The sequence below is a fragment of the Paenibacillus sp. F024 genome (assembly GCF_057814255.1).
The window spans coordinates 50,310-72,560 of the sequence record NZ_JBVASZ010000022.1 but is presented as its reverse complement, the minus strand read 5'-3'; the positions used below and the strand labels follow the sequence as shown (position 1 = coordinate 72,560).

Sequence of the window (22,251 nt, the reverse complement as noted above, 5' to 3'; positions counted from 1 at the left end):
CTAAGAACTGCTCATTTTCTTTTTCCAGTAAATAATATAGCATTAAAGTGATTTATGTTTCAAGAAGTTTTTGTATTTTAGCTTAAGCGCCATGCAACTTCGTTTAATCGCAGCACGTCGCGGAATGCCCGTATAGAGGTGTGCTTATCAATGACCACACATTCGATCCCCGCCATCTCCGCCCAGTCTATCATGTGTTCTGCCGTTATGTTGTAGGAGAATATGGTGTGATGGGCTCCCCCCGCCAGAATCCATGCCTCAGCCGATTCCCGTAAAGATGGCTGAGGCTTCCACAGTACACGGCCGACCGGAAGCTTCGGCATCGCATTCTCCGGCTGCACCGCATCAACCTCATTGATGAGCAAACGGAAGCGGCTGCCCATATCGATGATCGAGGCATTAATCGCAACGCCGCTCCGGCCGTCGAAAACGAGCCGGGCAGGGTCCTCCTTTCCTCCGATGGATAGCGGGTGCACCTCGATCTTAGGGCGTTTTGCAGCAATAGTTGGACAAATCTCCAGCATATGGGCACCGAGCACCAGTTCGTTGCCTGGCTCCAAGTGATAGGTGTAATCCTCCATAAAGGATGTACCCTCGCCGCTGGCCATGATTTTCATGATGCGCAGCAGTGCAGCTGTTTTCCAATCACCTTCACCGCCAAAGCCGTAGCCTGCCGCCATCAGGCGCTGAACCGCCAGTCCCGGCAGCTGCTTCAAGCCGTGCAAATCTTCAAACGTCGTCGTGAAGGCGCCGAAGCCGCCCTCCTCCAAGAAGGCCTTAAGCCCCAGCTCCATCCGGGCCTGCTCCAAAATCGCTTCGCGGATCGGTCCCTCTTTCCTGCCTTCCGCAGCAATATCGTACAGCTCACCGTATTCATCAAGCAGCCGTTTGACTTCCGCCTCCGGAATGTCCCGCACTCGCTGAACCAAATCACCGACGCCATATCCGTTAACCGACCAGCCAAATCGAATCTGCGCTTCAACCTTATCCCCTTCGGTAACCGCCACTTGCCGCATGTTATCGCCAAACCGCGCTACCCTCAGGCTCCGTCCTTCCGTAAACGCTGCAGCCGTCCGCATCCATGCGCCGATACGCCGCCGAACCTCTCCGTCCTCCCAATAGCCGACGACGACTTTACGGGCAATGCCCATACGGGCACCAATAAATCCGTATTCCCGGTCTCCATGAGCCGATTGATTCAAATTCATGAAATTCATATCGATGCTGTCCCATGGAATATCCCGGTTATATTGTGTATGCAGGTGCAGCAGCGGCTTTCGCAGCTCCGAAAGACCGGCGATCCACATCTTTGCGGGAGAAAAGGTATGCATCCACGTAATCATACCTGCACAGCTCTCATCGGCGTTCGCCTCCAGGCAAAGCTTGCGGATCGCATCGGGCGTGGTCAGGACAGGCTTCCATTCCAGCTTGAACGGGATAGCCAAGTCCCGTTCAAGTCCTGCGGTTATGCGTTTGGAATGCTCATCTACTTCTTGCAGCGTTTCCGGTCCGTACAAATGCTGACTTCCAGTTACAAACCAAAATACATATGGCTTTACATTCAACATGATACGTCCTCCTCCGGAAAGTAAAAGACATATTTGTACGTACATAATCAACATAAAACTACAATATTCCAAATGATAATAATAATATGTACGTACATTTATATCGCTTTCATTTTACTCCGGATAGGCCTTGATTTCAACAAAAAAAAGAGCTCTTTAGGAAAAAAACTCCTTCCGAACTCTTATATCATGTTTGACAGCCATTGAGCTTGCACAAGCTTCATTTTTTATTCGGGGGGTTACTGTCTGTTTCCGTATGGGCTTGGGGCGTAACATCTTTCCTGATGGCTTCGTCTGGATTTAAGGGGCGCTGCGTAACATAAGGCAGCGGTGTCCGTATAATTTGCTGCGGATACGGTTCCTCAGAAGCTTCCAAGCGCGCGCCGCAATTCGTGCAAAACCTCGCCTGATCGGGGACGGATTGCCCGCAAGCACACTGCTTCTCGTGCTTTAACAAACGGATTTGTTCCTCCAATTCACGGATTTGCATCTCCAGCGTTTGATTCTCCTTAGAATACATGCGTACCGTTTTCTCCGCCCTGCTGAGATCCGCGGCTTTATATGCTTCATAAACCTCCGAACCGATGTGAAACAAGTTTTGGTTGAGCTGTTTCCGTTTCGAATGGATTTGTGCTGAGAGTTTGGTTACTTCAATCGCTTGTTGAGCTTTATCCGCCGCGCGGCTTGCCCCCTTCTTTAGCCTTGATAAGAAATGGTTCATGCTGCAGCCCCTCCCTGCTCCTAAACTTATCCTTTACTGTATCATACCGTACTTCTTGCTGCCATATAACCATCCATACGGGGTTTGAAACAACAGGAATAGAAAAATGAATCCATAAAAAAACGGAGCGCTTCTTTATCTGCGCACTCCGTTCTAATGTAATTCCGTTATTTGGCTTGACTTGCCCTTAGTCTTCCTGCCGCCTTAACGCTCTCATAATAATCAGGACTGCCGCTTAAAAGCCAATTCCGGTGGCCCACCGATGTCTCATCGCGTTCCGGCTCGCCGTACGGCCATTCCTCGCCGATGCCTTCGACATAGTCTTTCATCAGCATCAGCAGTGCCGCGCTCCACTGCCTTGTACCCCTGATTGTCGGAACCAGCGGGTAATATTTATCATAGGCAGCCCGGATCAGCGTATGAACCACTTCCTGCAGCACCCCCGGTATATCCGCTTCTTCAACCTTGGCAGCAAGATCTGCAGGGAGCTCCTTCTCATCAGTGGATGCATGCTGTTCATATTGCTCTGGCGTGACAAATCCTTTTTGCATAGCCATCCACAGCTTCATCCGGTCAAGCGCAGGCTTGTAGGCCTCAGGTACGGAAATCGTCAGCTCCGGCTTAGGGTCGTCCAAATTAATCACAAACGATTCTTCGAATTTATTCAGCTTTACATTTCCGCGCACACCCAGCCATCTTAATGCGAGCAGCCCATGCGTTCTGGCTTTCGGGTCGATTTCCTCGTTACGGCAAACCCTGCGAAGCAGCTTTTCAGCCCGCGGATCGGGAATCATGCACAGCAGGCGGATCGCCGTAAGCACGGACTCCGCATCTTGTTCGAGCCATAGTTTGACCTGCTCGAAAACATTGTCAAGCGGTTCTGTCATCAACCAGTCCAGCTCGATCTTTCGTCCGGCATACTCGGAAAGACTCAGGATCCCCTGTCCCTTCAACAGCTCTTCCCCGTAGCGTTCAACCAGATTCCGATGCGACTGTTCCAACTCCTCGGCCATTTGAGTAAGCGCCGGCTTTTCCTCTGCGCCCAAGCCGCTGCGGGTCAGCATGCTGCGCAGCCATTCCGACATCGCCCCCGGACTTTGCCGCCACATCATCAGAGCAAATGATATCAGGTCCCTATCGTATGCCACTGCTTGCTGCAAGGCAAAGCGGGCAAGGATCGTCTGTACATCATATTCTTTACGCATCAAGCTCAAGGACAGCACAAGGCCGTTCCAGGCATTCCCGTTCTCCTGATTCTCCGCGATCGCACGATAAAAGCAAAAGGCTGCGGCCCCATATGAATCGGCTTGCAAGTATTGTCGGCCCAAATCCCCGAATTGACTCATCCAATGTTCGCCCCCATGATGATGTTGGAATATATGACAAGTATACATGACAACCTAGCCGTAAGAAAGCTTTGTTCAAGATTTGTGCATGCTAAACCACGTATCGACATATCGGAGGCGATGAGGTTGTCTTATTATTGTGCCGTATGTAACGGAATGGAATCGCTTGAGTGCGCTTGTCCCGCCTGCGGACATGCAGTTCAAGATGAGGGGAAGCTCAGTGATTTTTATGGGCCGTACTCCCCTTATCGGAACATTGACGATTTAAGAATAACCAATGGCTTCAACGATCTGAAGCAGCATGAATGCATCCATTCCATTTATTGCCAGGAGTGCGGTCAATCGTCAACCTATCCGGTGAAAGAAACAAACCCGCTCCAATAAAAAAAACTGCAGCTTCCATTTAGGCAGGCTGCAGCTTTTTGGCTTTACGTCCATACTTCATCTTAAAAAATTTCTCAAACAGCTGCTTGACCATCCGTATTTCGGAAGCATCAAGCTTCATAATCGAGAAGTAAGTTTGCATCTGGTTATTTGCTGTAAGCTTGTCCCATGTAAGCACGACATCCTTGGCCAAGGCTTCATCCAGGCTCGAGAGAATAAGTTTTTTAATTCCTCCCGTACATATTTTAAACGAATCTTTGCGATAATATTTCTGAGATGCGGTGATCTCCGGTTTGATCCGCAGCAGCTGCACGGCATTCAGCGCATCATCGAGCGCGGAATGGTGCTGCCCGATGGGCTGCAGTTCATGGTCCGCCAGCGCTTTTTGCAGCCCTCCGTCAAAAAAGGAGGTCATGTCGATCAGATTGGAAAGCCACTTATCGGAGACTCCGTTCACTTTACAATCCACGAACAAATGAAAATAATCGCTGCCTCCCCAAGCCAGCATCTTATATTCATCTCCGCAAAAATCAATAAACGTATCCATCACGCTGCGAAACCGCTCGCTTTGTTGCAAGGTTTCCTTAGAGATTCCGGTAAATTGCAAAGCGAATTTATTTAATCGGAATTGGGGCCGAATGTAGCTTTGGAATGTATCCACAATCTCCAAGCGTTCATCGAGCTTTACAGCCCCGATCTCGATAATTTCCATGGGATGTATGTCATAATGTTTTCTGCCGTTAAACTCTAAATCTAAGACGATATAATGCATGTTGTGTCTATCACCTCATCTCTAAGCATACCACGATCAGACCGCGTTTCCTACCTTAATTCATTGCCATTTCAGCAGCTTCCATAATTTAACGCATAAAATGTGATTCCCATCCTATATCATGGTGCTTCTTGGTACTCAATCGATCCTTTTTCTTACGGCGGGAAGCGAATCGTTTATCCCTTCATATTATCCTTCCTTCTTCCTCTTATGATTAAAAGCCCCCATCCGCCGGATGGGGGCACTGCCATGATTTTGTCCTTCTTTATTTGTCGGCTTTTTGACCTACAACCGTGCCTGTCCATTCTTCATAGCATTTGACCACAGCGCTCATATCCTCGGCACCCCAGCCGCTGTTGCATGCGGTTTGAAACATCTGCTTGACCGAAGACAGCACGGGCACCGGAATCTGAAGCGATTCCGCCAGCCGGTTAGCCAGCTTTAGATCCTTGTGCATCAGCTGGGTCATGAATTGGGCCGAGAAATCGCGGCTAAGTATCTTCGGACCCTTCATCTCCGCCATGCCGCTGCGTCCTCCGCCCCCGGCCAGCACCTCCAGAAAGCGCTCCGGGTCTCCTCCCGCTTTTTGAATCATCACGAGACTCTCGGAGAGCGCCATCAGGTTGGCCGCCACCAGCATATTATTCGCAAGCTTGGCATTCGCTCCAGCCCCGCTGCTACCCATATAAACCGCTTTTTTACCCATAACGTCAAAGAACGGAGCACATTGGTCAAAGATTTCGCTCTTTCCTCCGACGATGAAAGTCAGCATGCCTTCAATGGCCTGCGGTTCACTTCCCGTCACTGGAGCATCGAGCATTTCTACTCCGTAGGAGGCCAAGGTTTGTGCCAGCTTTTGGCTCGTTTCAGTATAAATGGTGCTGCAATCCACTACAATCCGAGGCTTGCTTCCGGTTGACGATGCGCAAACGGATACGATACCCTGTTCTCCAAGGTAAACCTCCTCAACGGCACGATCATCTGTAAGCATGGTAAAGACAATATCCGCCTGCTGCGCCGCCTCAGCCGGTGAGGCTGCTATGCGGACGGACGGAAGTCCTTCAAAATCCTTGGTTTTGTCACGGTTGCGGTTAAACACAGTAAGAGGATAGCCTGCTTTGTGCAGATGTAGCGCCATCGGTTTACCCATCGTACCCAATCCAATAAATGCTAGTTTCACGTGTGCTTCCTCCATTTACCTAAGTTTCGAATGGTACTGCAGTCCAAGCTATAGGGCCCAAAATGCATTTCAAAAATTTCCAAACATAACAATTATCATAACATATGATATCCATCTATTTCTAGATAATTTAACGGATTTGCATTAGTACCGCTTCGATATCCTGACGGGTCATTTCCTCCTCCCCGGCAAACGTCACTACCGCATCCAGCAATTGTTGGGCCCTTGAAGGGTCGATCATTTGGTCGTAGAATCCAAAATATCCGATCGGATCGTTTTTTATGAATTGAACGAAATCATAAACGGCCTCCGACGTGTCTAACCGGGAGATAGGCAGATCTTGAATCGGGGGAATGGAGCCGCTGTATTCCACAAACATTTTGCGCTGCTCCCTGCTCATTAAATAAGATAGGACTTTAAACGCTGCCTTTGTGTCAGCCGTGGAAGAAATCGCCCAACCCGTGGAATAGCCGCCGTAATACTCTAAAGGATTGCCTTTACCGGCGATCGTGGGAAACCGGAAGTAGCCAATGTCATTGTGAGGCGTGTTGGGATCGAGCAATTTGCCCGCAACCCAGTCTCCCTGCATATACATGGCTGCTCTGCCTTCCAAAAACATCCTTTCCGCTTCGGCAAGATCCATGCCCAAAAAGGCATGAGGAAATGCCTTTTTCTTGACAAGCTCATGGAAACGCACACCTGCTTCAACAAAACTAGGATGGCTGAAATCACCCCTTCTGTTCATTACACGTTCAAACGGCTCCTCTCCTCCCAAACGATGGGAAAGGTAAGCGAACCAATGAAGCAGCGGCCAACGCTCTTTTCCGGCTGCGGCGATCGGGGTGACCCCTTGTTCGGATAAGGTTTGCACGATATCCAAAAATTCCTCCCAGCTGACCGGCGGCTTTAACCCATACGCTGCAAAGAGGTTGCGGTTATACCAGATCAGTACATGATTCACCGCATAAGGAACGCCGTAAATACGGTCATGGTAAGCGGCGCTTTGCAAAGCTTCGGGAACAAACTGGTTCTTAAAACCGGGGGTTTCCTGAAGCAGCCGGCTCAAATCGCTAACCACCCCGGAATCGACCATCCGTTTAAAATTTTCTCCGGTCCAGTAATGGAACAAATCGGGCATTTTACCGGAAACCATGGCTACCCTCAGCTTATTTTTATACGCCTCCGATTCATAATAGTAAGGAATGATTTGAATGTCCGGGTTTGCTTCGTTAAATTTCCGGATACTCTCCTGCATGACGGTTAGCCGATGATCCTTGGTTTCCAGACTCCACAAAGTGACCTTCACCGGCATAGACCCTTCGGATGCATGTTCTTTTGGAGAAACACCGCTGAATACGCAGGAGGAAGCTAACAGAAGTACTAGAAAAAAGGACAAGGCCACCCATACCCTGCGCATGTTCCATCAACCGCCCTTCAAGCGTTTAAGCGTGATCACACCTCCGAATCGCTCTCATTCCGATATTGATTCGGTGTAATCCCTTCCAGATCGCGGAACACTTTGACAAAGTATTTGGATGAAGAAAAGCCGACATCTTCGGCAATTTCATAAATTTTTTTATCGGTTTGCAGCAGCAGCTCCTTGGCTCTGATCAATCTCAACCGGTTTATGAATTCACTGAACGTTTGCTTTGTTTCTTCCTTAAAAAGGACGCAGGCATAGCTCGGATTAAGATGAATATGCTCGGCTATGTCCTTAACGCTCAAGGAAGGCCGGGACAGCTCGGCTCTGATATACTCAAGAGCCCTGCTTATCGCTTCGTTTCGTACCTTGGGGATGAACGATGCTTCCCTGCAGACGTCCTTGGACTCAAGACGGCGCTTTCGCTCTCTGACCATGCCAAGAGCATCCTGTACTGCGTTGGTCAGGCTCTCATGATCGACCGGCTTCAAAATATAATTGACCGCCCCAAGCTTCAAGGCTGCCCTGGCATATTCAAACTCCGCATAACCGGTGAGCATGATGGATACCGTATCCCTTTGCTCCATTTTAAGTCTTTCCAGAAGCTCAATTCCATTCAAGCCGGGCATGCGGATATCGGTGATCAGCAAATCAACAGGCAGTTTTCTGGCATATTCAAGCGCTTCCAATCCGTTCTCCGCCGCATAAAGATGCCATTGTCCTTGCGAGCACTGCTGCAATGCGTTCAATACGCCCCTCCTGGCCGGGAGCTCATCCTCGGCAATCAGTACATTAAGAAACTCGGTCATCTTTTTTCAACTCCTCCAAAGGAAGATGTAAAGTCACCTCTGTACCTGTTCCCTTGCCGCTGGTCAATGTCAGCTCGCAGCGATCGCCGTAATACAGCTGAATCCGCGACTTGATATTCGATAGTCCGATCCCCGATCCGTCCGTTCGTAAGGAGCGGTGCTCCCTTAAGCTTTCCTTTACTTGCCCGGCCTGCTCCTCCGTCATCCCTTCCCCGTTATCTTTAACCCGGATTTGAAGCACCGATTCGGTATCCCGCACCATCCGCCGGATGATAAGCTCGATCGAACCGCCTTTGATTTTGGGTTCGATCCCGTGCTGAATGGCATTCTCAACCAAGGGCTGTATCAGCAGCTTGGGAATGCGGATTCCGGTTACCTCCGGTCCCATATGAATCTCCCAAGACAACCGGTCGGTCAGCCTGAATTTCATAATCTCCAGGTATCTGCGGCAGTGCTCCACTTCATCGCGCAGCTCGGTCCAGTCGTCGCTTTGGGCATTTTTGATCGAATAACGGAATAATTTGGATAAGTTAATGATGATTTCTGCGCCTTCTTTTTCCTCCTTATCCCGCAGCGTCCAATAAAGCGATTCCAAGGTGTTAAATAAAAAGTGGGGATGGATCTGTGCCTGCAGCATCTTGATTTCCGCTTGATTTTTCAGCCTTTCCTTCTCGTAAACGGTTTCAATTAAATGGTGCAAATCTCTGACCAGCTTGTTGTATGCCGTATTCAAATCATTGATTTCGTAATTAAAATAAGTTTCTTCATTCGGCTCCGGTAAGGAGAAATGAACATTGCGCATTTTTTTACGCAATTTGCCGATCGGCATTGTAATCAGACTCGACATCACCCAAAGCAATCCCAGACAGACCATCAAGCCTACTAAAAGCGCGAACAACAGCATTTGCTTCAACACGACCGATTTTTCCGTGATGGTACGGATTGGAACAAGAATATGGATCGACCAATTGAATTGACTGGATTGCTCAATGATATGCAAGTAATCGCTGCCGTTGATACGGATCATAGGATAGATTTCCCCGGAATCGGAAGCCTCACCCACATTCAGATTTCTGTAATCCAGCATAGAGGGCTTCGTCGATGCGATTAACAGATTGTTGTGATCGTACAAATGCATGCTGCTGCCCTCGATCGAGGAATATTCCTCATTAAAAAAATCGACGAGGGATTTCATGACCCGGATCACCACATAGCCGCCCGCGGCCATTCGATCCTGTTCCAGCCTGATTTGCCTCACGGCAAGCAAAATCTGACTATCCTGAGGGTCCGTACCTACAAATACAAGCTGACCAGACCTCAGCTTGCTCAAAGTCAACGGATCATTACCGATCACATCGGATAATTTCTTGTTATCCAATGGATAGAACGGCTCATTCACGGAATACAGATCAATTCCTTTAACGATCCAAGAAAAGGCCACCAATTGATCAATGATCGGACGAACGGAAAGCTTCTGATCGATCGGAATCAGCAGGCCCTGCTTGGATCGGTACATCAAGGTTTGTATTCTTGAATCCATAACGACCTGAAGACTGATCGTATCGATTTGAGACAAAACGGCGTCGACCCTGGCGCTTGCCTGCTTGGCCGTCTCACCTAAATAACCCTCGGTATTGTGAATGAAAAGATCCGTTGTAGACTTGTATAACAAACCGCCGGCCACGGAAATGACTACGATCATTACCAGAAGGAATCCGAGTAAAATCTGTACGCGCGTTCGGTTTAAGCGAAGCTTGTCGATTATCCTCTCCATCTGATCTCCTTTGCAGTCTCTCACGACTTGGATTCAATATACAATAAAAATGGAAAAAGCGCACTACCTTGTAGGTTGTACGCGACTTCGATTCCATCCTCTAGCCTTTGACAGCTCCTGCCGACAGACCGCTCACCACTTTTTCCTGGGCCAGGAAATAAGCGAGCATCAGAGGCAGCGTACCGAGGGTCAGTGTAGCCATAATGCCCGGCACGTTAACGGAAAATTCTCCGTAAAAAGCCCGTAAACCCAACGGCAGGGTCATCTTGGCCGGAGTCGTGATCAGCACAAGACCAAACACAAACTCATTCCAGATGTGTATGAAATTATAAATCCCGATCGTAGCCAGAGCCGGGGTCAACAAAGGAAATACAATGCTCCAGAACAGACGGGCATGGCTAGCTCCATCCATGATGGCGGCTTCATCCAATTCTTTGGGAATTTCTTGAATAAACTGCGTCAGAATGATAATGGAAATCGGCAGGCTGAAGGAGATATAAGGTCCGGCGAGAGCCCAAAGCGTATCGTAAAGCCCAATATTTTTGGTTAGCATATAAATGGGAATCAATGTGGTATGAACCGGGATCATCATTCCGGCCAAAAATAAGTAAAAGATCGGGCGATTGAGCTTAAACCTCAAACGAACCAGCGGAAAGCTGACCATCGCCGCCAAATATACCGTAGAGGCCACGCAGACAACGGAGATGATGATGCTGTTGATGAAATACTGATCTATACCAAGTTCAAACACTTGAGCGTAATTTTCAAAATTGAGCCGGGCTATCAGACTGACTGGGTGTTCAAAAAACTCAGCTTGGGTTTTAAACGACGTGGCCACCATGTAGACGAAAGGATATCCCGTTACGACCAGAAACACGATGGCAAGCATATACAGCAAGACGCGTTGGATCGCTGTCAGCATCTTCTTTCTCTCCTTTCCTATGCCGGGTCCCGTCGACGGTTTTTATCCGCTGTCAAAATGAATATCGCCACAATCAAAGAGATGACGAACATCGTAAACGAAATGGAGCTGGCATAGCCCATGTTAAATTTGGCAAAGGCCTGCTTGTACATATAGGTGGCCATTAATTCCGTGCTGCTGTCGGGACCGCCTTCGGTCATGACGTAGATCAGATCGAAATATTTTAAGGAACCTATAACGGACAGCACCGAGGAGGTAACCATCGTCGGCTTCAAAAGCGGCAGCGTGATGTGCCAAAACTGCTTCCATCCGTTGCAGCCGTCCATTTTGGCCGATTCGTAAATTTCTTCAGGAATACCTGCCATCGCAGCTCGAAACAAAATCATATAAAATGGAGTAAACTGCCAGCAAATGGTCGCCGTTACCGCCAGAAAGGCCGTTTTCGAATCGCCGAGCCAGCCTTGCTGCCATGTGCCCAGACCGATAACATCCAAGGTTTGATTGATAATCCCCATGGTAGGATCATAGATAAAAGTCCACAAAATCCCTAGTGCGACAGTAGACATCAACAGCGGCATGAAATACACGGTACGGAATAACCGTAGTCCCTTAATCGGGGCAAATAGAATCAAAGCCATAATTAATCCGAGCGGCAGCTGCGTCACAATGGAGGCCGCCACCAACAGCAAATTATTGATAATCGTTTTCCAAAATACGGAGTCCGCCATTAAAGCGGTATAGTTATCAAACAGGATAAACGTCCGCTCCGCCTGTATTCCATTCCAATTATACAAACTGTAATAAAAGGTAGAGAAAATCGGAAAGATGACGTAGGTGAGGTAGACCAGCAAAGCAGGCCCGATAAAACCTAAAAGAAAAGCCGTATTTGAGCGCTTGCCCCCCCGCACCGCTTTCTTCATTTCCACTTGTTCGGTATGCGTATCTGCCGCACTGTTCATGCCCGGCATCCCCTTTCCCGCAAAAGAAGCTGAGGGGAGAGTCCTCCCCTCGATATACAGCTTCCAATGCTCCATGCTTTCATTACTTCTTCAATACTTCCTTGGCCTTGGCTTCCATCTGCTTTGCAGCTTCCGCGGGAGAGACCGATTGGCCGAACAGCGCTTGGGTCGTATCTTTGTGCAGCTCGGCAAGCTCCGGAGGAAGCGTTTGATCGTAGAAGGTTTGCAAATATCCGGCTTTGCTCAGCATCTCATTAAGCTGCACGGCAAAAGCGTCTTTGTAATTGACACCTTTCACCGCCGAAATCGCACTTGTCTCATCCGCCATTTGTTGAGCCATTTCTTGCGTCGTCAGAGCTTTTACAAGCTCAACGGCCAAATCCGGTTGCTTCGATTTCGCGGAAACCGAGAATACGGGGGAGACTCCGCCAACCATATTCGAGATATTTCCTTTGCCGCCCGTCACCGCAGGAAACGGAAACATACCCAGCTTATTGAGGAAATCCGGAGCCTCATTGCGGACATTGTTCACATACGATGCCGTCTGCAGTTCCATCGCCGCTTTTCCCGTATAAAGCAATTGGCGGGACTGCCCGGTGTCGTATTGGAGTCCGTTAAAGCCCGGGTTAAACGCTCCGCGTTTGACCAAATCCTGAATCATTTCTCCGGCTTTCACATAGGCTTCATCGTCAAATGTGCGGCCTTTGCGCTCGAACGCTTCCGAGAAAATTTCAGGTCCGGCCACCTTTTCCGCAAAATACATCAGATAAAATGCCGAGGGCCATTTCGTTTTATTCGCCATGGAAATCGGAATGATATTTTCTTTTTTCAGCGTATCGACAATCTTCAGCAGGTCGTCGTACGTCTGAGGCGGCTGGAGCTGATACTTAGCAAAGATTTCTTTATTGTAAAAAAACGGAACAACCGACATCGCCAGAGGAGCTCCGTATATTTTTGAATCAAAGGTTGCCGCCCCCAGAGCTGCCGGCACATAGGAATCGGCTTTGATTTTGCCGGTTAAGTCCAACACCTGGTTCGCGGAAACAAATTGCTTCAACCATCCTCCGCCCCAGGAGTGGAACACGTCCGGCGGATTGCCGCCTCCCATGGCTACGGAGAGCTTGGTTTTGTACGGATCGTTAGGAATTTGTACGACTTCCACTTCAGCATCAGGATGGGCCTGCATAAACTTCTGTACAGCGGCTTCGATTAATTCCTTTCTTTTGCCGGTTTCAATATACCAAAACGACAGCTTCTTCTTATCTCCGCTTGACGTTTGGGCAGGCTGCTTCTGCTCTGCTGTTCCGGTGTCTTTTTTGCGGGTATCCTGCGTGGTATTCGATGAAGCACCGCCGCAAGCCGTGGTCAGAAGCATGAGACTTGTCATTAAAACCGAGACCCATTTTTTCATTTCCATCTCTCCCCAATATTTTTTTGGTTGCGCTTTCATTTTAACAACTTATCATTTATGGCATAAGGTCTTTTGATTTGATAAAATACCATTTTTTTTAGGTCGTCCTCCAAATGCAAACTATTCTTGAACCCGGTTGTCCGGTCACGTCAGGACGTTCAGATCTTCCCGAAAAAAACGGCCTGCCCCTTAAAGGACAAGCCGTTTAACTCTTAAGCTTGAGCACTGAACGAATCCGGCACATACTCGATTCGAGACTGAGCAACAATCGTTAATTGCTCTTTTCGAGAATCGTAGGCTACCGGACCGTCCTTGACGTAATACCAAACCTTCTTCGTGGGCTGATCGTCGAATTCATGAAAAACAAACACGTTCAGCTCCGTCTTCCACTTCAAGATTTCCTCTACGTTTGAATCCAGAGGCGTGTTAAGGATAAATCTCCATTCTTCTCCCGCTTGCTCGAGCTTATATTCGACGTATTGCTTACCTGTATCGATAAACGTTCTGCCGCCCACCGCATGTTTTACCAAAAGGGTTTCCTTCATTACAATATCTCCTCCCTATGGCAGATCGATCAGCATGAAGAACACATCTTCATCCGCCGCGATGGTCATCTTGGACAAAGCTTCGATTCTTGCCGTATCTCTGGTTCCCAGAGGGTTGCCGTCTACCGTCAAACGCCCCTCGATAACAAAGATAAACACACGCCGGCCTTCCTCTTGTTGGAAAAAGATTTCCTTGTCCTTCTCCAGTCTGCTCAAGTAGATGGTCATGTCTTGATGAATGAACGCCACTTGATCTGATCCCTGCCGCGAAACGACAGGCAGTAGTGTATTTCTCAGCCTCGCCGGATCGTAGCTGCTCGTTTCATAGGAAGGCGTAAGACCCCGCTCGCTTGGCATAAACCACAGCTGCAGCAGCTTCAGCTCCTCGGTTTCCGATGCGTTGTACTCCGCGTGAATCATTCCGCTTCCCGCCGTCATTCGCTGGATTTCGCCGGCCGAAGTCACCGCTACGTTGCCCAAGTTATCCTCATGCTTGATGGCGCCGCTAAGCACAATCGTGACGATCTCCATATCGCTGTGCGGATGGGGACCGAACCCGCGCCCTGCTCCTACTTCATCGTCATTACATACCCGCATGACCCCAAAGCTAGTATTGTCCGGGTCGAAATACTCTCCAAAGGAAAAACTGGGACGGCTGCGCAGCCATCCAATATCTACAGCATAGCGGGATTCTGCAGGATATACCTGAATCATATATGGATCTTCCTCTCCCCATGGGTTGTTTATTCGTTTAACTTCATTGTAAGCTGTATGAGCCTTCTCTTCAATCTATGACAAAAGCCGGCTGCCCTTCGGCAGCCGGCTTTTGTCCGTGTATGATATTATAAAACGGCTTCAGCCAAGATTTCAGCAATATCCTTCGTCTTGATCTGTTCTTCTACATTCTTCAGCTTAGCCCCGTCGCTCATCATCGTAAGACAGTAAGGACAGGCGCTGCTGATCAGGGTAGGACGAACAGCCATCGCTTGCTCTACTCTGGCTACGTTCACACGTTTGCCCGCAGTTTCTTCCATCCACATCATCCCGCCTCCCGCGCCGCAGCACATCCCGGTCTCCTTTGTTCTTTCCATTTCAACCAGTTCTACTCCAGGTATGGCTCTCAGAATGTTTCGCGGTTGTTCATATACATCATTATAGCGACCCAAATAACACGAATCGTGGTACGTAATCCTTTCCTTGGCTTCCCTGACAGGAATCAGCTTCTTTTCTTTGACCAGCTGCTCCAGCAGTTCCGTATGGTGATAAACCTCCGCTTCCAGTCCGAATTCAGGGTATTCGTTTTTCAACGTGTTATAGGTATGAGGACAAGCCGTCACTATTTTTTTTACATCATATTTTTTAAATATCTCTATATTTTCTTTACAGAGCTCCTGGAATAAAAATTCATTGCCAAGCCTCCGCGCGGTATCCCCCGAGTTTTTCTCCTCTTCGCCAAGAACTGCAAAACGGACATTCGCTTTGTTTAACAGCTGAACCAGCGAACGGGTCACTTTATTGTTTCGAATATCATAAGAGCCCATCGATCCGACAAAATAAAGCACTTCAAAATCGGGATTTTCCTTCACGGTCGGTACGTGTAAATCGACTGCCTCCTCTTTCCATTGAAACCGATCCTTTTTACTGAATCCCCACGGATTTCCTTGCCTTTCAATATTCTGAAGCGCGCGCTGTCCGCCCGAGGGTATGCTTCCCTGCATCAGGACAAGCTGACGGCGCAGATCGATGATTTTATCCACGTGCTCGTTACCTACCGGACATTGGTCCTCGCAATTTCTGCAGGTGGTGCATTCCCAAACTTCTTCTTCAGTCATGACATCGCCTATTAATTGGACATCTTCAATTTTTTTGTCCGTAATCGTCCAGCCCAGCTTCTGCATCTGCATCGTCGGGGCGATATCGGTAACGGTATTCTCTGCCAATGCACCGGAGTGATCTGGAGATTGGAACGAATGTGTCCCCTCGTAACCAAACACAAAGCCGGGAACCCATGGCGACTTGGAGGTCAAATGCTGTCCTTTCTCCGTCAAATGATCCCGCAGCTTTACAATCATATGCATGGGAGAAAGAGACTTTCCGGTATTCGAAGCCGGACAAACGTTGGTGCATCTTCCGCATTCTACGCAAGCATAGAAATCCAGCATTTGCTTTTGGGTAAATTCTTCAACGTTCGCTACACCGAACGATTCGGCCGATTCGTCCTCCAGATCAAGCGCTTTCAATCTGCCTGCCGGCTCTCTTCTTTTTAACCAGATATTGACCGGAGCCGTAAGAATATGAAAATGCTTGGATTGCGGGACATAAATCGCAAAGGAGAGCAGGATTAGCAGATGAATCCACCAGAAGGTGAAGAATAAAGCCTGAGCCGGCTGCGGAGACATCCCCTCAAATAGAAGAGAAAGGGAGGATGAGACCGGCGCATACCATGAAAACCCATGCTGTAACAATACCCGCTCAAACGATAGCGTAAATAGAATGGAAAGCATCAGTGAAAAGATGAACAGAAGCACAATGCTGGGCTTCCAGCCTTTTTTGAGCCGCTTCACCTTCTCCATATATCTCCGGTATCCTGCATAGCCGGCAGCCAATAGGACCAGCAGTACGCTGATCTCCTGAAAAAGGGAAAATACGTCATATCCTGGAATAGGCAGCGGCTTCCCGGAAAGCCCTTTGTAAATTAAATCGACAGCGCCCAACTGCAGTATAATAAAGCCATAAAAGATAATGACATGCATCCATCCGCTTTTCCGGTCTTTTAACAGCTTCCTTTGACCGAAAACCTCGGCAAAAAAATCCTTCAGCCGTTCTTTGCTAACCAATGGAATGGATGCGGGCTTGCCTAAACGAATATAGCTGTACCGTACATAAACAGCCTTAAAGGCTAAATAAAGCGCTAGTCCGGTGATCACTAAAAACGAAAAAAAATGAATGGGAGCCCACATCGTAATCTCTCCTCATGATCCGGTATCTCCAAAATGGTGTTTTCCTTGTGTTCAACCAAGCTTAAGCGTTTTTTGACGGATTCAGGATCTGATGTCTGACGTAATTCAAATGCTTCATGAACGCCTCGCAGGCTTCTTCTTTGTTTCTCATTTTGAATGCCTCCAGGATCGGCTTGTGCATCTCGGCAAGCTCCTGTAAATCATGGAAATAAAACTGTCCGGTAAAATACCAGACCCTGCTCATCTTATTTGTAATATCCTCCCACACTTGATACATGAAGGAATGCTCGGCAATCTTATATATAATGCTGTGAAAAGCCACGTCATTCAATCTCATTTTGTCGATATCGTCCGTTTGGCCCGCCTCGACCATCGCATTATAAATTTCCTCCAAGGCGGCGACATCCTCATCCGTAATTCTCTCTATCGCCCTGCGAATGGCAAATACTTCGATCACTTCCCGAAAGCTGTAAATTTCCTCGATATCTTTTTTTGAAAAATTCGAAACATAGGTTCCTTTATTCCCATGAGTAACGACAAGCTCATCCCTGCGAAGCAGCCCTAAGGCTTCACGCACCGTACTTTGACTGACACCGAAGGTTTTGGCAAGCTCCAGCTCGACAATCCGGTCTCCGGATTTCAGCTCGGAACGGATAATGGATTCTTTGATGGACTCATACACCTGTTCGGCAAGTGATTTGTAAACTACTTTCTTTTTTATCATAGACACATCCTTTACACGGGATACCGGTTATGGATGAGCTGTCCCATTCCCAAGCAGCGCATCCAATCGACTATATTTTACCGTATTCCCGCGTGAATTCAAATGCTGCGGCCAGATCAGGGTACCCTATACTCAGATCGGCTAATAGAACGAATGGAAAGAAATGTTATGATGCAATGATCCTTCGATTGCATTTAACGGGAAATCCTCCATGTATTTTGAACGAGCTGCCCGTTAGGGCCGGATTACCTGGAAATCCTCCCGCTGCATCAACCGCTACCTTAGAAAACGAATGATATATGAATATTTTGCAGTAGATTTTCCATTTAATTTATGTCTCCAATGAACTGAAGCCCTAATTAACAGGAGTTTTTCCAGTTAATAAATTCATAGATCATGAATACGCTCCAAGCAGCCCGGGTTGCTAATGAGATTGACATTAAGGTAGGAGTCGTTGATTTAGTTTGCCAATCTTTTTCGGAACTCTTCTGTCAGCAGAGGAACGATCTCAAACAAATCTCCAACGATCCCGTAATCCGCAATCTGAAAAATTGGAGCCTCCGGGTCCTTATTAATCGCGATGATGACTTTGGAGTTCGACATCCCGGCTACATGCTGTATCGCCCCTGAAATCCCGCATGCGATATAGAGATCGGGTGTAATCACCTTTCCCGTTTGGCCGATCTGCATCCCATAATCGCAGTAGCCTTCGTCACAAGCGCCTCTGGAAGCTCCGGTCGCTCCACCGAGAACGGACGCCAGCTCATTCAGCGGACCAAATCCTTCTTTACTCTTCACGCCCCGTCCCCCGGAAATGACGATTTTCGCTTCGGCTAAATCAATCGCTCCCGTAGACTTCAACACAATGTCGCGAATCACGGTTTGTAAATCTACTTTATCCGCCTCACATGAAATGACTTCCGGTACCGTCGGCGAGGTCTCCGCCTTAAAGTTGTTCGGACGTATCGTGACGAACATGTTCTCTGTGGTAAATCGTTTCTTCTCGAAGGCTTTCCCTGCATAGATTGGGCGTACAAAGACCGGATCCTGGCTATCAAACTCCACATTCGTGCAATCTGTGATCAAACCCAACCCGAAACGGGTAGCGATCCTCGGAGCTACGTCCTTCATATTCACGGTATGACCCGCGATAACGACATCCGGATTCGTTTCTTGAATCACTTTCTGAAAAGCATGATAGTAAATATCGGAATGATATCCGTCAAACTGAGAATCGGAAAACATCAGCACCTGATCCGCGCCATGCTGCCCCAGCACCTCAGCATACCCGGAGGCCTGACTTCCGAACACAGCCGCGATCAAGCTCCCGTCACCGGCTATTTTTTTGCCGATGGACAGCGCCTCTAAAGATACCTGACGGAGTACAGAGCCTTTCATTTCCGTAAGAACCAACACTTTTCTGTTCATCGCTCTTCTTCCTCTCTAAAAGATGGATGTTTTTTCAAATAAGATGTTCACCAAGGCAGCAGCTGCGCCATTCGGTTCATTCTGACCGATGAACCGGCAAGCCTGCCTTTTGGGCGGCAGGTAACGGCCCACCGTTTCCGTCTTTGCAGTTCTGTCCAATCCGCTGAGCTCCTCTGAGCGGATCGTATCGATCGGCTTTTTCTTTGCCTTCATGATATTGGGCAGAGACGGGTATCGAGGATCGTTAAGACCCTGCTGACAAGTAATGAGCAGCGGAAGCCTGCCTTCGATTTTATATACGTCTCCCTCTACGTCTCTCTCCATATGAACCTGGTTCGATTCGATCGTTAACTTAATAACGGACGTCACATGAGGGATCTTTAATTCTTCCGCCAGACGAACCCCCACCTGACCGGCTCCGTTATCAATCGATTGATTTCCCGTCAAAATGATATCGATGTCCTTATCTTTTAAATAATGAGTCAACGTCTGGGAGATGACATATTCGTCACCCTCCACTCCACTGATCCTTACGGCCTTGTCGGCCCCCATGGCCAAAGCATGCCGCAGGGCGGTTTCCACACGCTCCGGACCGATCGTGACCACGGTAACCTCTCCTCCGAATTGTTCACGCAGCCTCACGGCTTCCTCTACCGCATACTCATCATATGGATTTATGATCCAATTCGCTTGATCTTCCACGATATTCCCGTTTTCCAGCTTGATCTTCTCTTCCGTATCAAAGGTTTGCTTCAAACATACCCAAATGTTCAAACGGACTCCCTCCCCATACTCTCTGATTAACGATGCTTAAATACCGGCTTGCGTTTTTCAAAAAAAGCATTGATGCCTTCTCTTACATCATCCGATTCATGAACCTGACGAAAAAGCTCTCGTCCAAATCGATCAAAATCGTTCCTTGAATCAATATACTGGTTTACCGCTCGTTTCGCGGCTTGTACCGCGGTGGCAGGAAGGGAAGCCAGCCGTCCGGCGAGTTCTTCAGCCGCTTCAGGCAATTGGTTCGCAGGCACGACTTCCGTAGCCATGCCCATGCTTTTCGCTTCTGTCGCCTGAATCACGCTGCCGGTTACCATCAGCTTCATGGCATTCCCGGCCCCGGCAATGTCCATCATCCGTTCCAGTCCGCCATTTCCGGGAAACACCCCTCTTGTGACTTCAGGAAACCCGATTTGGGCATTCTCTGCAAAAATCCTGAAATCGAATGCCATGGCCAATTCAGCGCCTCCACCCAGGGCATTTCCTTGAATGCAAGCGATGGTCGGCTGCGGAGCGTTCATGATCGATTTCAGCATAAGATGACCCTCATCCCAGGCTTTGCCGGCGGACTTGTTCTCAATACGCTCCGGAAACTCCTTCAAATCGGCGCCACAGCAAAAATGCGGTCCTTCCGTCTCAAATAGAATCACGCGTACGTCCGGATGCTTGGAAATTTGCGAAAACACATCTTTGATTTCTCTTTTTACCTGATTGGACAATACATTCATTTTGGGATTGGACAGCGAGATGCTGGCAATCCCCTCAGCAACCGAATGGATTTGAACATACATGGATCATCACCCTTGCCGGATTTTCTGGGTTGGCCAAATATAAAAATCCGTTGTCATCTTCCCTTTGCTGCATTGAACACGAATACTTCTCTTCCAATCGTTATCGTTTTTCTTAGGATAGTCTTCTCGGTAATGACAGCTCCGGCTTTCCTTTCGTTCTCTAGCGGACAACACGATGATTTTTGCCGTAATGAGCATATGATGTAATTCCTTCGCTTTAGCGAACCGGCTGTCATCGATTTGATAAACACCGTTTAACAGGTCCTTCTCCAGACTGGACAAAAAATCCCATGCTTCCGACAGCCTCTGCTCATTTCGTATAACCAGACAATTTTTGTGCATCATGTCTTTCACGGCATCCACGGCTTCCTGCAGGCTTTTCGTTCCATGAGCGCTCTTCTGCAGCCAAGCATGGTAGCCGTCCATCCGGGCCGCGGCTTGAAGCTGCGGATCCGGCTTCGCTGTCTGCTGTTTGGCATAATGTGCAGAAGCTGTACCCGCTCTGTGGCCGAACACCTGTCCTTCCGCCAGCGAGTTGCCCCCCGGCCGGTCCGGTCCTCGCAAACCGCCTGCCGTCTCTCCGGCAACGTATAGTCCCGCCACCGCCGTCTCACAATTCATATTCAAAATCTGAACTCCCCCGTTGTTGCACTGGGAGATTAATCCGATTTCAAATGTATCCTTATCCAAATCCGTACCCTTGCTCTTAAGAACGCGTTTGGTTTTGGGCATTTTCGATTCAATCAATTCATCGGTTCCCGGCTTTTTGGTATACCACACCCCGCCTCTGGGGGTCGGATGGTTTTCTGATTCCCGTTGAATCGAGGTGTCCAGATAAAATGAGACGTTGGATACGGAGAACGGAAACACTTTTTCCTTATACACCTCTTCCACCGTTACGCCCTCCGGAAGGATATCTTTAAAAATCGATTCCCCGTTTCCGTTTGTAAGCTCGGGATTCGTTTTCCATACCGGGCCGGAGAGCAGCGTAATGGACGGAAACAAGGAAGCCGGGCCGATCTGCACAAATTCCATATTGATCAAGGGCAGACCTAATTGATAGGCCATCGCGTAACCGTCGCCCGTCATATCCGGCGTACCTACGCCATATTTATAAATGCCGTGGGAACCGCCGCAAGCAAAGATGACCGCCGGTGTCCGGTAAAGCACGATTTCTTGCGCCGCCTGATCCCAGCCCAAAGCCCCGGTTACCTTCTGATGGTCATCTGTCAAGATGTCAAAAATCATCATATCCTCATCCACGGGTACATCAAGCTCTTTTATTCTTTTAGCCAAAATGTTAAGAATATGTCTTGCAGTAACCCCGTTCACCCGGCAGGTTCTGGGATACGTCGCATAGTCGCTCATGCCCTGAACCAATTTTCCGTTCGGCTGTTTATCAAAATCCAGTCCCAGATCGATGAGGTCATAAATCCGGTCCGGCATTTCATGCGCCAATCCCCACACCAGCTCGGGATCAATGAAGCCTTCCCCGGATTCCATCGTATCGGAATAATGAATTTCCGGATGGTCCCGCTCATCCCCATGGCCGATTGCCGCAGCGATGGAAAGCAATTCAGAGAAAGCCGTAGCCGTTGATCCGCTCTTTAACCATTTGGACTTTACCGCCATCCGCACATCGGCTCCGGCCTGTTTCGCCGAAAGCGCCGCACGGGCTGCCGCTCCGCCGCCTCCGATCACAAGTACGTCCGCAATGATTTGCTTTGCAATCCTTTGTTTGGACATGATTTAGGTCT

20 protein-coding genes are annotated in these 22,251 nt (G+C 48.6%); 1 reads left to right on the top strand and 19 read right to left on the bottom strand.

The window, feature by feature from the left end; all coding sequences use genetic code 11:
* Positions 1 to 77: 77 nt before the first annotated feature.
* The 3 genes from araA to ACZYR9_RS19875 form a co-directional block, all read right to left on the bottom strand.
* On the bottom strand, positions 78 to 1,568 hold the full coding sequence (araA, locus tag ACZYR9_RS19885; protein WP_488980209.1) for an L-arabinose isomerase: 1,491 nt from the start codon (positions 1,566 to 1,568) through the stop codon (positions 78 to 80).
* Between the two features lie 220 nt (positions 1,569 to 1,788).
* Entirely contained in the window at positions 1,789 to 2,289 is a 501-nt protein-coding gene (locus tag ACZYR9_RS19880; protein ID WP_488980208.1) for a zinc ribbon domain-containing protein, read from the bottom strand.
* A gap of 167 nt (positions 2,290 to 2,456) precedes the next feature.
* On the bottom strand, positions 2,457 to 3,635 hold the full coding sequence (locus ACZYR9_RS19875; protein WP_488980207.1) for a HEAT repeat domain-containing protein: 1,179 nt from the start codon (positions 3,633 to 3,635) through the stop codon (positions 2,457 to 2,459).
* A 126-nt stretch (positions 3,636 to 3,761) separates the two neighbouring features.
* Between ACZYR9_RS19875 and ACZYR9_RS19870 the strand changes: the two genes are divergently transcribed.
* A complete protein-coding gene (locus ACZYR9_RS19870) occupies positions 3,762 to 4,019 on the top strand; it encodes a hypothetical protein (protein ID WP_488980206.1) in 258 nt (85 codons plus the stop codon).
* Positions 4,020 to 4,038: 19 nt separating this feature from the next.
* Here the strand turns inward: ACZYR9_RS19870 and ACZYR9_RS19865 are convergent, their stop codons facing one another.
* The 16 genes from ACZYR9_RS19865 to ACZYR9_RS19790 all read right to left on the bottom strand — a co-directional run bounded on the left by ACZYR9_RS19865 (position 4,039) and on the right by ACZYR9_RS19790 (position 22,240).
* Positions 4,039 to 4,791 (bottom strand): 3'-5' exonuclease, encoded by a 753-nt coding sequence (locus tag ACZYR9_RS19865; protein WP_488980205.1) that lies wholly within the window; start codon positions 4,789 to 4,791, stop codon positions 4,039 to 4,041.
* Positions 4,792 to 5,056: 265 nt separating this feature from the next.
* Positions 5,057 to 5,971 carry an NAD(P)-dependent oxidoreductase gene (locus ACZYR9_RS19860; protein WP_488980204.1) on the bottom strand — a complete coding sequence of 305 codons (915 nt, stop codon included), beginning with the start codon at positions 5,969 to 5,971 and terminating at the stop codon, positions 5,057 to 5,059.
* A 130-nt stretch (positions 5,972 to 6,101) separates the two neighbouring features.
* Positions 6,102 to 7,388: an ABC transporter substrate-binding protein gene (locus ACZYR9_RS19855; RefSeq protein WP_488980203.1), complete on the bottom strand. Its 1,287-nt coding sequence runs from the start codon at positions 7,386 to 7,388 to the stop codon at positions 6,102 to 6,104.
* 35 nt (positions 7,389 to 7,423) lie between these two features.
* The gene (locus ACZYR9_RS19850) at positions 7,424 to 8,200 is read right to left on the bottom strand and encodes a response regulator transcription factor (protein WP_488980202.1); all 777 of its coding nucleotides are present in this window, start codon (positions 8,198 to 8,200) and stop codon (positions 7,424 to 7,426) included.
* Positions 8,184 to 9,974 (bottom strand): sensor histidine kinase, encoded by a 1,791-nt coding sequence (locus ACZYR9_RS19845; protein WP_488980201.1) that lies wholly within the window; start codon positions 9,972 to 9,974, stop codon positions 8,184 to 8,186. Before ACZYR9_RS19845 ends, ACZYR9_RS19850 begins: the two co-directional genes overlap by 17 nt.
* Before the next feature lie 100 nt (positions 9,975 to 10,074).
* Complete coding sequence (locus tag ACZYR9_RS19840) at positions 10,075 to 10,896, bottom strand: carbohydrate ABC transporter permease (RefSeq protein WP_488980200.1); 822 nt, start codon at positions 10,894 to 10,896, stop codon at positions 10,075 to 10,077.
* A 17-nt stretch (positions 10,897 to 10,913) separates the two neighbouring features.
* Positions 10,914 to 11,855, bottom strand: coding sequence for a carbohydrate ABC transporter permease (locus tag ACZYR9_RS19835; protein WP_488980199.1), 942 nt, complete (start codon positions 11,853 to 11,855; stop codon positions 10,914 to 10,916).
* 82 nt (positions 11,856 to 11,937) lie between these two features.
* A complete protein-coding gene (locus tag ACZYR9_RS19830) occupies positions 11,938 to 13,266 on the bottom strand; it encodes an extracellular solute-binding protein (protein WP_488980198.1) in 1,329 nt (442 codons plus the stop codon).
* 212 nt (positions 13,267 to 13,478) lie between these two features.
* A complete protein-coding gene (locus tag ACZYR9_RS19825; protein WP_488980197.1) occupies positions 13,479 to 13,811 on the bottom strand; it encodes a hypothetical protein in 333 nt (110 codons plus the stop codon).
* Between the two features lie 15 nt (positions 13,812 to 13,826).
* On the bottom strand, positions 13,827 to 14,525 hold the full coding sequence (locus tag ACZYR9_RS19820) for a pirin family protein (protein WP_488980196.1): 699 nt from the start codon (positions 14,523 to 14,525) through the stop codon (positions 13,827 to 13,829).
* Positions 14,526 to 14,653: 128 nt separating this feature from the next.
* Complete coding sequence (locus tag ACZYR9_RS19815; RefSeq protein ID WP_488980195.1) at positions 14,654 to 16,771, bottom strand: (Fe-S)-binding protein; 2,118 nt, start codon at positions 16,769 to 16,771, stop codon at positions 14,654 to 14,656.
* Between the two features lie 61 nt (positions 16,772 to 16,832).
* Positions 16,833 to 17,495, bottom strand: a complete 663-nt coding sequence (locus ACZYR9_RS19810; RefSeq protein ID WP_488980194.1) for a GntR family transcriptional regulator — start codon at positions 17,493 to 17,495, stop codon at positions 16,833 to 16,835.
* Positions 17,496 to 17,954: 459 nt separating this feature from the next.
* The gene (locus tag ACZYR9_RS19805) at positions 17,955 to 18,923 is read right to left on the bottom strand and encodes an electron transfer flavoprotein subunit alpha/FixB family protein (protein ID WP_488980193.1); all 969 of its coding nucleotides are present in this window, start codon (positions 18,921 to 18,923) and stop codon (positions 17,955 to 17,957) included.
* A gap of 15 nt (positions 18,924 to 18,938) precedes the next feature.
* Positions 18,939 to 19,697 (bottom strand): electron transfer flavoprotein subunit beta/FixA family protein, encoded by a 759-nt coding sequence (locus tag ACZYR9_RS19800; RefSeq protein ID WP_488980192.1) that lies wholly within the window; start codon positions 19,695 to 19,697, stop codon positions 18,939 to 18,941.
* A 26-nt stretch (positions 19,698 to 19,723) separates the two neighbouring features.
* Positions 19,724 to 20,494: an enoyl-CoA hydratase/isomerase family protein gene (locus ACZYR9_RS19795; RefSeq protein WP_488980191.1), complete on the bottom strand. Its 771-nt coding sequence runs from the start codon at positions 20,492 to 20,494 to the stop codon at positions 19,724 to 19,726.
* 6 nt (positions 20,495 to 20,500) lie between these two features.
* A complete protein-coding gene (locus tag ACZYR9_RS19790) occupies positions 20,501 to 22,240 on the bottom strand; it encodes an FAD-binding protein (protein ID WP_488980190.1) in 1,740 nt (579 codons plus the stop codon).
* Positions 22,241 to 22,251 lie beyond the last annotated feature (11 nt).

Coding starts and splice junctions, on each gene's coding strand:
- araA (WP_488980209.1), bottom strand. CDS start 1,568: ATGTTGAATGTAAAGCCATATGTATTTTGGTTTGTAACTGGAAGTCAG.
- ACZYR9_RS19880 (WP_488980208.1), bottom strand. CDS start 2,289: ATGAACCATTTCTTATCAAGGCTAAAGAAGGGGGCAAGCCGCGCGGCG.
- ACZYR9_RS19875 (WP_488980207.1), bottom strand. CDS start 3,635: ATGAGTCAATTCGGGGATTTGGGCCGACAATACTTGCAAGCCGATTCA.
- ACZYR9_RS19865 (WP_488980205.1), bottom strand. CDS start 4,791: ATGCATTATATCGTCTTAGATTTAGAGTTTAACGGCAGAAAACATTAT.
- ACZYR9_RS19855 (WP_488980203.1), bottom strand. CDS start 7,388: ATGCGCAGGGTATGGGTGGCCTTGTCCTTTTTTCTAGTACTTCTGTTA.
- ACZYR9_RS19850 (WP_488980202.1), bottom strand. CDS start 8,200: ATGACCGAGTTTCTTAATGTACTGATTGCCGAGGATGAGCTCCCGGCC.
- ACZYR9_RS19845 (WP_488980201.1), bottom strand. CDS start 9,974: ATGGAGAGGATAATCGACAAGCTTCGCTTAAACCGAACGCGCGTACAG.
- ACZYR9_RS19840 (WP_488980200.1), bottom strand. CDS start 10,896: ATGCTGACAGCGATCCAACGCGTCTTGCTGTATATGCTTGCCATCGTG.
- ACZYR9_RS19835 (WP_488980199.1), bottom strand. CDS start 11,855: ATGAACAGTGCGGCAGATACGCATACCGAACAAGTGGAAATGAAGAAA.
- ACZYR9_RS19830 (WP_488980198.1), bottom strand. CDS start 13,266: ATGAAAAAATGGGTCTCGGTTTTAATGACAAGTCTCATGCTTCTGACC.
- ACZYR9_RS19825 (WP_488980197.1), bottom strand. CDS start 13,811: ATGAAGGAAACCCTTTTGGTAAAACATGCGGTGGGCGGCAGAACGTTT.
- ACZYR9_RS19820 (WP_488980196.1), bottom strand. CDS start 14,525: ATGATTCAGGTATATCCTGCAGAATCCCGCTATGCTGTAGATATTGGA.
- ACZYR9_RS19815 (WP_488980195.1), bottom strand. CDS start 16,771: ATGTGGGCTCCCATTCATTTTTTTTCGTTTTTAGTGATCACCGGACTA.
- ACZYR9_RS19810 (WP_488980194.1), bottom strand. CDS start 17,495: ATGATAAAAAAGAAAGTAGTTTACAAATCACTTGCCGAACAGGTGTAT.
- ACZYR9_RS19805 (WP_488980193.1), bottom strand. CDS start 18,923: ATGAACAGAAAAGTGTTGGTTCTTACGGAAATGAAAGGCTCTGTACTC.
- ACZYR9_RS19795 (WP_488980191.1), bottom strand. CDS start 20,494: ATGTATGTTCAAATCCATTCGGTTGCTGAGGGGATTGCCAGCATCTCG.
- ACZYR9_RS19790 (WP_488980190.1), bottom strand. CDS start 22,240: ATGTCCAAACAAAGGATTGCAAAGCAAATCATTGCGGACGTACTTGTG.